Origin of the sequence: Pseudomonas asplenii (assembly GCF_900105475.1) — a bacterium.
GTDB classification, from domain to species: Bacteria; Pseudomonadota; Gammaproteobacteria; order Pseudomonadales; family Pseudomonadaceae; genus Aquipseudomonas; species Aquipseudomonas asplenii.
The window spans coordinates 4,734,339-4,748,251 of record NZ_LT629777.1; the positions used below are offsets into that span (position 1 = coordinate 4,734,339).

Below are 13,913 nucleotides of genomic sequence, written 5' to 3' on the forward strand. Positions count from 1 at the left end.
GCCGGCGTGTCGGTGCCTGTGATCAATCTCGACCAGGGCACCTGGCAGGACGAATCCGTCCAGAATCCACAGGTGCCGGATCTGACTTCGGCTCACCTGGCGTACCTGATCTACACGTCGGGTTCGACCGGTTTGCCCAAGGGCGTGATGATCGAGCACCGCAACACCGTGAACTTCCTCACCTGGGCGCACACGGCGTTTGATAACGCGGCACTGGACAAGACCCTGTTCTCGACCTCGCTGAACTTCGACTTGGCAGTTTATGAGTGTTTTGCACCGCTGACTTGCGGCGGCAGCATCGAGGTGGTGAAAAACGTTCTGGAGTTGCAACACGGTGAGCACGATATCGGCCTGATCAACACCGTTCCTTCGGCACTCAAGGCGCTGTTGGAAGTCGATGGCCTGCCGGGTTCGGTCCACACGGTCAACGTGGCCGGCGAAGCTCTCAAGCGCAGCCTGGTGGAATCTCTATTCGAGAAAACCGGTGTTCAACGTCTGTGCAACCTTTACGGCCCTTCGGAAACCACCACCTACTCCAGTTGGGTGGCGATGGACCGCGAAGACGGCTTCGCTCCGCACATCGGCAAACCCGTCGGTAACACCCAGTTCTACCTGCTGGACGAGCAACAACAGCCCGTCCCGCTGGGCGTGCCGGGTGAAATCTATATCGGCGGTGCCGGCGTAGCCCGTGGTTACCTGAATCGTGACGACCTGACTGCCGAACGCTTCCTGCAGGATCCGTTCAGCCAGGACAAAACAGCGTGCATGTACCGCACCGGCGACCTGGGTCGCTACCTGGCCGACGGCAATATCGAATATCTGGGCCGTAATGACGACCAGGTGAAGATCCGCGGTTTCCGTATCGAACTGGGCGAAATCGATGCACGTCTGGCCAAGCATCCGGCAATCCACGAAACGGTGGTCACCGCTCGCGAAGACGTACCGGGTGATAAACGCCTGGTGGCTTACTACACCCTCGCCGAGGGACACACCTCGGTAGAAATCGACAGCCTGCGCCATCATCTGCAGGAAAAGCTGCCGGAGTACATGGTCCCGGCCATCTACGTCGCATTGGAAAAACTGCCGTTGACCCCGAACGGCAAGCTGGACCGCAAGGCCCTGCCTGCACCGGACCTCGACGCGGTAATCAGCCGTGGTTATGTGGCGCCCGAGGGCGAGCTCGAAGTTGCCCTGGCACATATCTGGCAAGATCTGCTCGGTTTGCCTCAGGTTGGCCGGCATGACCAGTTCTTCGAACTGGGCGGCCATTCCTTGTTGGCGATGCGCCTGATCTCGCAGATCCGTCAACAACTGGGGGTCGAACTGGGCCTGGCCGAGCTGTTCGCCCAACCCGAACTGGCCGACCTGGCCCGGGTCATCGCCCAGGCCGGACGCAGCACTTTGCCGGAAATCATTCCGGTGGCCCGTGACCAGGCCTGGCCGTTGTCCTTCGCCCAGCAGCGCCTGTGGTTCCTCGCCCAGATGGAAGGCGCCAGCGCCGCGTACCACATGCCCGGCGGCCTGAGCCTGCGCGGCGTGCTCGATCGCAGCGCCCTGCAACGGGCACTGGCGCGCATCGTGGCGCGTCACGAAGGCCTGCGTACCACCTTCATCCAGGGCGACGACGAACAGCCGTTGCAACGCATTGCCTCGGCCGACGCCGGCTTCAACCTGCAACTGCACGACCTGCAGGGGCTGGCCGACGCCGAGTCGCGGCTCCAGGCACTGGCCAGCGAGGAAGCCCTGCTGGCCTTCGACCTGGAACAGGGGCCGTTGATTCGCGGCCGCCTGATCCGTCTGGCCGAAGACCATCATGTCCTGCTGGTGACCATGCACCATATCGTCTCCGACGGCTGGTCGATCAGCGTGCTGACCAAGGAACTGGCCGCGCTCTATGCCGCGTTCAGCCAGGGTCAGGACGATCCGTTGGCCCCGCTGGCGCTGCACTACCTGGACTACGCCGTGTGGCAACGACGCTGGCTCAGCGGCGAGCGCCTGCAACAGCAAAGCACCTACTGGCAACAGGCCCTGGCCGAAGCCCCGGCTTTGTTGATGCTGCCCACCGACCGGGTGCGCCCGGCGCAGCAGGACTATGCCGGCGCCGCGCTGCCGGTGGTGTTCGACGAAGACCTGACCCGTGGCCTCAAGGCCCTCAGCCAGCGGCACGGCACCACCTTGTACATGACCGTCATGGCCGCCTGGGGCGCACTGCTCGGCCGCCTGGCCGGGCAGGAGGAAGTGGTGATCGGCACGCCGGTGGCCAACCGGACCCGCAGTGAGGTCGAAGACTTGATCGGCCTGTTCGTCAACACCCTGGCGATCCGCGTGGACCTTGGCGCACAGCCGACAGCCAAAAACCTGCTGGCCCAGGTCAAGACCACCACCCTGGGCGCCCAGGCGCATCAGGACCTGCCGTTCGAGCAGGTGGTGGAAGTGGTCAAACCGGTGCGCAGCCTGTCCCACAGCCCGATCTTCCAGGCCATGCTGACCTGGCAGGACATGGGCGGCGGCGATTTCAGCCTGGGCGATCTGCACCTCGAAAGCCTCGGCGCCGGGCATACCCTGGCCAAGTTCGACCTCTCGCTGGACCTGGGCGAAGTCCAGGGCCGTCTGCTCGGCGCGTTGGAATACGCCACCGCGCTGTTTGACGCGAGCACCATGGGCCGTTACCTGGGTTACCTGCAGCGCCTGCTGGAGGCCATGGTCGCCGACGATCAGCAAGTGCTGGAGCAGGTGCCATTGCTCGATGCCGTGGAGCGCGAGCAGTTGCTGGTGGGCCTCAATGCCACCGACGTGCCGTACCCACAGGATCAGACGATTCACCAGCTGTTCGAGGAAAAGGTCCAGGCACAACCCGAGGCCATCGCCGTGGCCTTCCAGGACCGGCGCCTGAGCTATGCCGAACTGAACCGTGAGGCCAACCGCCTGGCCCATCAACTGATCGAACTGGGCATCGGCCCTGACGATCGGGTAGCGATCTGCGTCGAACGTGGCGTGGAAATGATGGTTGGCCTGCTCGGTGTGCTCAAGGCCGGTGCAGCCTATGTGCCACTGGATCCTGCTTATCCGGCCGAACGCCTGGCCTACATGATCCAGGACAGTACGCCGTCGGCCCTGCTGACCCAGAGTGCCTTGCAGGATCGCCTGCCGGCACTGGAACTGCCGTTGTTGTTGCTGGACGACGATCAGAGCGAGGGCTTCAGCGAACGCGACGACAACCCGGTGGTGGAAAACCTGGGCGTACGCAACCTGGCCTATGTGATCTACACCTCCGGCTCCACCGGCAACCCGAAGGGGGTGATGATCGAACACCGTGGCCTGGTCAACTACAGCGTCGACGCTGCGCGCCTGTTCGGTCTGACGCCAGCAGACACCGTGCTGCAGCAGAACACCCTGAACTTCGACCTGTCGGTGGAAGAAATCTTCCCAGCCCTGGTGGCCGGGGCGACCCTGGCACCAAGCCGGGAAATCTTCGGCAGCGAAGGCACGCAGGATTACGGGATTCGTCCGACCTTCCTGCACATGACCGCAGCCCACTGGCACACCCTGGCCGCCGAATGGCACAGCCAGCCAGAAGTAGCCGCACGGCGTCTGGCCGATGTACGCCTGATCAACGTTACCGGCGATGCACTGTCGGCACAGAAACTCAAGCTCTGGGATGAGGTGCGCCCGGCGCATACCCGATTGATCAACACCTACGGTCCGACTGAAGCCACAGTGTCCTGCACCGCAGCCTATGTGAGCCACGATGCGGTTGCCGGTAGTGAAGGCAGCGGTAACGCGACCATCGGCAAACCGATGGCCAACACCCGGATTTACCTGCTCGATGCCCATCAACAACCGGTGCCGTATGGCGTGACGGGGGAAATCTTTATCGGTGGCGACGGCGTGGCGCGGGGTTATCTGAACCTCGAAGAAGTCAACGCCGAGCGGTTCCTGGTCGATCCGTTCAGCACCCACCCTGACGCCCGGATGTACAAGACCGGCGACCTGGCGCGCTACATGGCCGACGGTCGCATCGAGTACCTGGGTCGTAACGACTTCCAGGTCAAGGTCCGGGGCTTCCGGATCGAACTGGGGGAAATCGAATCGCGTCTGGGCAACTGCGCTGGGGTCAAGGAAGCGGTGGTGATCGCACGGGAAGACAACCCGGGCGAAAAACGCCTGGTGGCTTATGTGGTCGCACAGCCCGAGGCCCGACTGGATGCAGCCGGCCTGCGTGCCGAACTGGCGCCGCAACTGGCCGAATACATGCTGCCGAGCGCCTTCGTGCTGCTTGACGCCATGCCGCTGACGCCCAACCGCAAGCTCGACCGCAAGGCCCTGCCGGCTCCGGCGGACGATGCGTTTGTCAGCCGTGAGCATGTTGCCCCGCAAGGCACCCTCGAAACAGCCCTGGCGCAGATCTGGCAGAACCTGCTCAACCTCGAGCAAGTGGGGCGTCACGACCACTTCTTCGATTTGGGCGGTCACTCGCTGCTGGCGATGCGTCTGATTTCCCAGGTGCGGCAGCGCCTCGGCGTCGAGTTGAACCTGGCCGACCTCTTTGCCCAGCCGGAGCTGGCGGCACTGGCCCAGGTATTGGCGCAGGCTGCCGGCAGCAGCCAGCCGCCGATCGTGCCGGTGTCCCGCGACCAGGCGTTGCCATTGTCCTTTGCACAGCAGCGTTTGTGGTTCCTCGCACAGCTGGACGGCGGTAGCGCGGCGTATCACATCCCGGCCGGCCTGCGTTTGCGTGGCAGCCTGGATCACTCGGCCCTCAAGCAGGCGCTGGATCGTATCGTCGCCCGCCACGAGGTGCTGCGTACCACCTTTGTCCAACAGCAGGGCGAGGACGTTGAACAATGCATTGCCCCGGCCGATATCGGTTTCAGCCTGCAATCGCAGGTGCTGGACGGGCAGGCCGACGCGGAAGCTCAACTGCTGGCGATTGCCACCGAAGAGGCCAACGAGAGTTTCGACCTGGCACGTGGACCGTTGGTGCGCGGACGCTTGGTTCGCATGGCCGAGGATGACCATGTGTTGCTGGTGACCATGCACCACATCATCTCCGACGGCTGGTCCGCCGGTGTGCTGACCCGTGAGTTGGGTCTGCTTTACGAGGCCTTCCGCGAGGGTGCCGAGGATCCGTTGCCGGCCTTGCCGGTGCAATACGCCGACTATGCGCTGTGGCAGCGCAGTTGGCTGAGCGGGGATGTCCTGCAGCAACAACGCCAGCATTGGCAGCAGACCCTGGCCGGCGCGCCGTCCTTGCTGACCTTGCCGACCGATCGGCCACGTCCGCTGCAACAGGACTACAGCGGCCGCATGCTGACCCTGGTGCTCGACGCCGACCTGACCCGTGGCCTCAAGGTCCTGAGCCAGCGGCATGGTTGCACCCTGTTCATGACAGTGATGGCCGCCTGGGCGGCGTTGCTCGGCCGCCTGGCCGGGCAGGACGACGTGGTGATCGGTACGCCGGTGGCCAACCGCCTGCGTACCGAGGTGGAGGATCTGATCGGATTCTTCGTCAATACCCTGGCGATCCGTGTCGATCTGTCGGCGGCGCCGAGCGTCGAAGCCCTGTTGCAACAGGTCAAGCAGCAGACCCTGGCCGCACAGGCGAACCAGGATCTGCCGTTCGAACAGGTGGTCGAGGTGGTCCGTCCGCAGCGCAGCCTGTCCCACAGCCCGATCTTCCAGGCGATGTTGTCGTGGCAGAACAACGAGGACGTCGGTCTGGCACTCGGTGACATGGCCTTGCAAAGTGTCGAAATCGGCGGGGACACCGCCAAGTTCGACCTGACGCTGGACATCGTCGAAGTGGGTGATCGCCTGTTCGGTGCCCTGGAGTACGCCACGGCGCTGTTCGACGAGAGCACCATGAGCCGTTACCTGGGCTACTTCCAGCGTCTGCTGGAAGCCATGGTTGCCGATGATCGGCAAGTGCTGGAGCAGGTGCCATTGCTCGATGCCGTGGAGCGCGAGCATTTGCTGGTGGGCCTCAATGCCACCGACGTGCCGTATCCACAGGATCAGACGATTCACCACCTGTTCGAGGAAAAGGTCCAGGTACAACCCGAGGCCATCGCGGTGGCCTTCCAGGACCGGCGTCTGAGCTATACCGAGCTGAACCGTGAGGCCAACCGTTTGGCCCATCAACTGATCGAACTGGGCATCGGCCCCGATGATCGGGTGGCGATCTGCGTCGAACGTGGCGTGGAAATGATGGTTGGCCTGCTCGGTGTGCTCAAGGCCGGTGCGGCCTATGTGCCGCTGGATCCTGCTTATCCGGCCGAACGCCTGGCCTACATGATCCAGGACAGTGCGCCGTCGGCCCTGCTGACCCAGCGTGCCTTGCAGGATCGCCTGCCAGCACTGGAACTGCCGTTGTTGCTGCTCGACGACGATCAGCGCGAGGGCTTCAGCGAGCGTGACGATAACCCCGTAGTTTCGGGCTTGGGCGTGCGCAACCTGGCTTACGTGATCTACACCTCCGGCTCCACTGGCAATCCGAAGGGGGTGATGATCGAACACCGTGGTCTGGTCAACTACAGCGTCGACGCTGCGCGCCTGTTCGGCCTGACGCCAGCAGACACCGTGCTGCAGCAGAACACCCTGAACTTCGACCTGTCGGTAGAAGAGATCTTCCCGGCCCTGATGGCCGGGGCGACCCTGGCGCCAAGTAGGGAAATCTTCGGCAGCGAAGGCACGCAGGATTACGGGATTCGTCCGACCTTCCTGCACATGACCGCAGCCCACTGGCACACCCTGGCCGCCGAATGGCACAGCCAGCCTGAGGTGGCTGCCCGGCGCCTGGCCGATGTGCGCCTGATCAACGTTACTGGCGATGCGCTGTCGGCACAGAAGCTCAAGCTCTGGGATGAGGTGCGCCCGGCGCATACCCGGTTGATCAACACCTACGGCCCGACAGAAGCGACGGTATCCTGCACCGCAGCCTATGTGTCCCACGATGCGGTTGCTGGTAGTGAAGGCAGCGGTAACGCGACCATCGGCAAACCGATGGCCAACACCCGGATTTACCTGCTCGATGCCCATCAACAGCCGGTACCGTATGGCGTCACCGGGGAAATCTTTATCGGTGGCGACGGCGTGGCTCGGGGTTATCTGAACCTCGACGAGGTCAACGCCGAGCGGTTTCTGGTCGATCCGTTCAGCACCAGCCCTGATGCCCGGATGTACAAGACCGGCGACCTGGCGCGTTATATGGCCGATGGTCGCATCGAGTACCTGGGCCGTAACGACTTCCAGGTCAAGGTCCGGGGCTTCCGGATCGAGCTGGGCGAAATCGAATCGCGCCTGGGCAACTGCGCCGGCGTGAAGGAAGCGGTGGTGATCGCACGGGAAGACAACCCGGGCGAAAAACGCCTGGTGGCTTATGTGGTCGCACAGCCCGAGTCCCGACTGGATGCAGCCGGCTTGCGTGCCGAACTGGCGCCGCAACTGGCCGAATACATGCTGCCGAGCGCCTTTGTGCTGCTCGACGCCATGCCGTTGACGCCCAACCGCAAGCTCGACCGCAAGGCCCTGCCGGCCCCGGCGGACGATGCGTTTGTCAGCCGTGAGCATGTCGCCCCGCAAGGTGCAACCGAAACGGCCCTGGCGCAGATCTGGCAAGAGCTGCTCAATCTGGAGCAAGTGGGGCGCCACGACCACTTCTTCGAACTGGGCGGCCACTCGCTGCTGGCGATGCGTCTGATTTCTCAGGTACGGCAACGCCTCGGCGTCGAGTTGAACCTGGCGGACATCTTCGCCCAGCCGGAACTGGCGGCGTTGGCGCGGATACTCGCCGAAGCGACCGGCAGCCAGCAACCGTCGATCGTGCCAGTATCTCGCGACCAGTTCTTGCCATTGTCCTTTGCCCAGCAGCGTTTGTGGTTCCTCGCGCAACTGGAGGGTGGCAGCGCGGCCTATCACATCCCGGCGGGCCTGCGCTTGCGCGGTAGTCTGGATGCCTCTGCCCTCAAGCGGGCACTGGATCGCATCGTCGCTCGTCACGAAGCACTGCGCACGACCTTCGTGCAGGTGCAAGGGCAGGACCCAGAACAGCGTATCGCCCCGGCCGATATCGGCTTCAAGTTGCAAGTACAGATCCTGGTCGGGCAGGCCGATGCGGAGGAGGCACTCCTGGCCATCGCCGCCGAAGAGGCTGAAGAACTGTTCGACCTGGTCAACGGGCCACTGGTGCGCGGACGTTTGGTCTGCATGGCCGAGGAAGACCATGTGCTGTTGCTGACCATGCACCACATCGTTTCTGATGGCTGGTCCGCCGAGGTGCTGACCCGCGAGCTGGGACTGCTCTACGAGGCCTTCCGCCATGGCGCGAAGGATCCGCTGCCGGCCTTGCCGGTGCAGTACGCCGACTACGCGCTGTGGCAGCGTAACTGGCTGAGCGGGGAGGTCCTGCAGCAACAACGCCAATATTGGCAGCAGACCCTGGCTGGCGCGCCGTCCTTGTTGACCTTGCCGACCGATCGGCCACGTCCGCTGCAACAGGACTACAGCGGTCGCATGCTGACCCTGGTGCTCGACGCCGACCTGACCCGTGGCCTCAAGGCCTTGAGCCAGCGGCATGGCAGCACCCTGTTCATGACGGTGATGGCCGCCTGGGCGGCGTTGCTCGGCCGCCTGGCCGGACAGGACGATGTGGTGATCGGCACGCCGGTGGCCAACCGCCTGCGGGCCGAGGTGGAAGACCTGATCGGGTTCTTCGTCAATACCCTGGCGATCCGTGTCGACCTGTCGGCGGCGCCGAGCGTCGAAGCCCTGTTGCAACAGGTCAAGCAGCAGACCCTGGCCGCACAAGCGAACCAGGATCTGCCGTTCGAGCAGGTCGTCGAGGTGGTCCGTCCGCAACGCAGCCTGTCCCACAGCCCGATCTTCCAGGCGATGTTGTCCTGGCAGAACAACGAGAGCGCCGATCTGGCACTCGGCGACATGAACCTGCAAGGACTGCAAGCCACCAGCCACACGGCCAAGTTCGACCTGGTGCTGGACATGGCCGAAGTAGGCGACTGCCTGTTCGGTGCCCTGGAATACGCCACGGCGCTGTTCGACGAAAGCACCATGAGCCGTTACCTGGGCTACTTCCGGCGCCTGCTGGAAGCCATGGTCGCCGATGACCGGCAAGCGCTGGAGCAGGTGTCGTTGCTCGATACCGTCGAGCGTCAGTACCTGTTGACGGAACTCAACGCCACCGCGCGTGAATACCCACGCGGTCAATTGATGCATCGGTTGTTCGAGGGGCATGCGGCTGCACGGCCGTTGGCGATTGCGGTACGCCAAGGTGAACGGACGGTGACTTACGCTGAACTCGACAGCCAGGCCAATGCCTTGGCCCAGCGCTTGCGCGAGCGCGGTGTGGTGTCGGGGACCCGGGTGGCGATCCTGCTGGATCGCTCGGTGGAACTGCTGACGAGCCTGCTGGCCACTCTCAAGTGCGGGGCCGCTTATCTGGCTCTGGACCGTCTGGCCCCGCAGGAGCGTCTGCGCTTCATGCTCGAGGACAGCGAGGCCGTCGTGTTGCTGACCCACAGCGACCTGGTGGCCCCCGAGTGCACGCCACGTCTTGACCTCGATACCCTGGAACCGCTGACGCTGGCGGTGAACGCAGCACCGGCGGCACTCGATGAGCGCACGCCACAAGAAACGGCGGCCTGCATCATCTACACCTCCGGTTCGACCGGACAGCCCAAAGGCGTGATCGTCACGCACAACGGCATTGTCCGGCTGGTCCAGGATAACGGCTACTACGACTTCTCTGCCGAAGATCGCGTGGCGTTCTCCTCCAACCCGGCATTCGATGCCAGCAGTCCGGAAATCTGGGGCGCCTTGCTCAACGGCGGGCAGTCGGTGATTGTCGAACCGTCGGTCCTGCTTGAGCCGCTGGCCTTCGCCGACTTGCTCAAACGCAACGAAGTGACCGCGATGATCTGCTCCACCGCCTTGTTCAACCTGTATGCCGGGTTGATCCCCGAGGCCGTGGCGGGCCTGCGCATGGTCATGTGCGGTGGTGAGCGGGCCGACCCGGCGTCGTTCCGCCGGGTGCGTGAACATTCGAGCCGTATTCGCCTGTACAACGGCTATGGCCCGACCGAGGCGACAACCTGCGCCACTGCCTACGAGGTCTTCGACGTATTGCCTGGCACGCTCAGCCTGCCGATCGGCAAGCCCAACGCCAACGTGCGTATCTATGTGCTCGACGCCCGTCGCGAGCCGGTACCGGTGGGCGTGGTCGGTGAGATCTACATCGGCGGTACCGGGGTTGCGCTCGGTTACCTGAACCGGCCGGACCTGACCGCTGAGCGCTTCAGCGACGATCCGTTCAGCGAGCAGGCCGGTGCGCGACTCTATCGCAGCGGTGACCTGGCGCGCTGGCTGCCGGACGGCAACCTCGAATACCTGGCACGTAACGATGGACAGGTGAAGGTCCGTGGTTTCCGCGTGGAACTGGGGGAAATCGAAAGCCGCCTGCATCTGTGCGAGGGCATCCGCAACTCCGTGGTGGTGGCACGCGAGGACAACCCGGGCGACAGCTACCTGGTGGCCTACTACACCGTGCACGCCGACGCCGAAGTACCGGACGCCGAAACGCTGCGGGCACAACTGGGTGCCGATTTGCCGGAATACATGGTGCCAAGCGTGTTCATGCACCTGGAGGCCTTGCCGTTGACGCTTAACGGCAAGGTGGACGTCAAGGCCTTGCCGGCACCGACCGCAGACCAGTTTGCGAGCCGGGTCTACGAGGCACCTGTGGGAGACCTGGAGATTCGCCTGGCGCAAGTCTGGGCCGAGGTGCTGGAGCTGGAGCAGGTCGGACGGCATGAGAGTTTCTTCAGCCTCGGTGGCCACTCCCTGCTGGCGGTGCGCCTGGTCAGTCGACTGGGCGAGAGCGGGGTGTCGGTGTCGCTGGCGCAAGTGTTCCAGCACGCCAGTGTCGCGGCATTGGCCTCGTTGCTCGACAGCCGCACCGGCGAGGTCGAGGCCGACTCGGTGGGGCAACTGGTGCCGGTGCGTACCAGCGGTAGCCAACGTCCGCTGTTCCTGGTCCACGAGTTCACAGGCCTGGAGTTGTACTTCCCGACATTGGGCCGGCATATCGATAGCGACATTCCGGTCTACGGCCTGCCAGGCATCACCCTCGGCGAGCCACAATTGCAGACCATGGAATGCTTGGCGACCCGCCTGTTGCAGTTGATGCGCAGCGTGCAGCCGCAGGGGCCTTACCGCCTGGCCGGCTGGTCGTTCGGTGGGCTGTTGGCCTACGAGATCGCCATTCAGTTGGTCGGCCTGGATGAAGAGGTGGAGTTCGTCGGTCTGATCGACACCTACATGCCGCGCCTGGTGGATCAGGGCAGGGCTCGCTGGAGTCCGGACAGCGCCCACCGGCAGCATCTGCTGGAGCACTGTGAGCGGTTCTGGAGCGCCCGAGGCGAGTGCGCCGAGGTGCTGGCGACCCTGCAAGGACTGCGTGAAACGCTGCCGTCCCTGGATTTCGAAGGGTTCCTGCAACACCTGCGCGAGCTGGGTGTGCTGGCGCCGGAACTGGATGCCTACGCGGTCGCCGACCTGTGGCAGTACCTGGACCGCGAGGTTGCCCATGGTCATGCCCAGGCCCATTACACCGTGTTCCCCATCAGCGTGCCGGTGCATCTGTTCATCGCCACCGAGCTGGCCCATGACGCCCTGCCGCACAACGGCTACCTGGGCTGGGACACCGTGTTGCCGCTGAGCCAGTTGCAGTGCGTCAAGGTTGCGGGCAATCACCAGAGTCTGATGCAGGCACCGCATATCGAGGGCCTGGGTCAGGCGATCAACACGGTGTTGGCGGGTCTGGACCGGCGTGTTCCGGTGGTATGCGCGGCCCACCAGCCGTTGCTGACTATCCAGGGTGGACGCGGCGATCACACGCCGGTGTTCTGTGTACCAGGAGCCGGCGACAGCGTGACGGGCTTTATCGGCATGACCGATGCCTTCGGTCCGCATTGGCCGATCCATGGCCTGCAACCGCGCGGGCTGGATGGCCGCACGGTGCCGTACAGCTCGGTGGAAGTCGCTGCCAAGGCCTATCTGCAAGCACTCGACAACGTGCAGCCGGAAGGACCGGTGCACCTGCTCGGTCACTCCTTCGGTGGCTGGGTGGCGTTCGAGATGGCCTTGCGCCTGACCGCCCAGGGTCGTGAGGTGGCTTCACTGACCCTGATCGACAGCGAGTCGCCAGGTGGCAACGGCGTGGTGGGCAAACCCTACACGGCCATGGGCGTCCTGGATCGTCTGATCGAGACCATGCAACTGGCCGCGGGCAAGTCGATGGGCATCGATCGGGCCGCCTTCGAGGCACAGGACGAAACAGGCCAGATGCACTTGCTGCATGCCGGCATGGTGCGGGCCGGGTTGCTGCCGCAACGCTCGGCGCCCGACTCGATGCGGGGGCTGGTACGGGCTTTCGGTACCGCCTTGCGCACCCGTTACGAACCGTCGGCGATCTATACCGGTCCGGTGCGTCTGGTGCTGGCCGATGACCCGGTGCTGGATGCCGCGGGTAACCAGCGCGAGCAGCAGGCGATGGTCAGCGGCTGGCGGCGTTGTGCACCGGACCTCACCGTCTGGCGTGGTCCCGGTAATCATTTCACCATCCTCAAGGCGCCACATGTGCAGCATCTGGCGAGCTGGTGGCGAACCTTTCAATAACTCAACCTCTTCAAGCCCGGCGGCGGGGCCGCCGGGTCAACCCCCAACTCATTTGTGGCTTTTTATGAAAAAGTTGAAGTTTCGCAAAGTGTTAATAGTCGTGGTGTTGCTGGTTCTTTCGGCATTCATCTTCTATAGCATCCAGGCCCCGGCCAAACCGCCGGAATACCTGACCGCCACTGTCGAGCGCACGGACATCGAGAACTCCGTTCTGGCCAGCGGTGCGTTGGAAGGCATCAAGCAGGTTGATGTCGGCGCACAGGTTTCCGGTCAGCTCAAGTCGCTGAAGGTGAAGCTGGGCGACAAGGTCAAGCAGGGCCAGTGGCTGGCGGAAATCGATCCGGTGGTGTTGCAGAACGCCCTGCGTCAGGCCGAGGTCAACGAACAGAACCTGCAGGCCCAGCGTCAGGCGACTATCGCGCAGCTCAAGCAGACCAAGGCGGTGTATGAACGCTACCTGGGGCTGCAGAGCGATGCGGCGATCTCCAAGCAGGATTTCGAGACTGCCGAGTCCAACTACCAGGTGCAGAACGCCAACCTGCTGTCGCTCGATGCTCAGTTGCGCAACGCGCGCATCCAGACCGACACGGCGAAGATCAACCTGGGCTATACCCGCATCGTCGCGCCGATCAGTGGTGATGTGGTGGGCATTGTGACCCAGGAAGGCCAGACCGTGATCGCCCAGCAACTGGCTCCGGTGATCCTCAAGCTCGCCGACCTGGACACCATGACCATCAAGGCCCAGGTCTCCGAAGCCGACGTGATTCATATCAGTCCGGGGCAGGAGGTGTATTTCACCATTCTGGGTGATGCCGACAAACGCTATTACGCCAAACTGCGTGGCACCGAGCCGGCGCCGCAGAACTTCCTGGATACCCAGGCCAGCGGTACCAACAAGCAGAACACGGCGGTGTTCTACAACGCCTTGTTCGATGTACCGAACCCGGACCATCGCCTGCGCATTTCCATGACCGCCCAGGTGCATATCGTTCGTGAGCGGGCCAAGGAAGTGCTGACGGTGCCGGTTGCGGCCCTGGGCGAGAAGAACAAGGATGGTACGTTCCCGGTGCGGGTGCTCGACGAACAGGGTCAACCCCAGGTGCGCAACGTGCAGGCCGGCATCAACAACAACGTGCGGGTAGAGATCAAGACGGGCCTGGCCGAAGGTGACAAGGTCGTCATTGGTGAACCGTCCGAAACGCCCGCGGTAGCGGGAGCCTGAC

At 63.8% G+C, this 13,913-nt stretch carries 2 protein-coding genes (1 of these 2 only partly in view); both read left to right on the forward strand.

Annotated features, from left to right (window positions below):
• A protein-coding gene (locus BLU37_RS20975; protein WP_090208474.1) for a non-ribosomal peptide synthetase crosses the window boundary here: on the forward strand, nucleotides 1-12,690 show its end. Its footprint begins 18,171 nt before the window's first position; 12,690 of the gene's 30,861 nt are visible here — the last part of the coding sequence; its start codon lies off the left edge, out of view; its stop codon occupies nucleotides 12,688-12,690.
• Between the two features lie 64 nt (nucleotides 12,691-12,754).
• Complete coding sequence (gene macA / locus BLU37_RS20980; RefSeq protein ID WP_026007688.1) at nucleotides 12,755-13,912, forward strand: macrolide transporter subunit MacA; 1,158 nt, start codon at nucleotides 12,755-12,757, stop codon at nucleotides 13,910-13,912.
• Nucleotide 13,913: the final 1 nt, after the last annotated feature.

Coding starts and splice junctions, on each gene's coding strand:
- macA (WP_026007688.1), top strand. CDS start 12,755: ATGAAAAAGTTGAAGTTTCGCAAAGTGTTAATAGTCGTGGTGTTGCTG.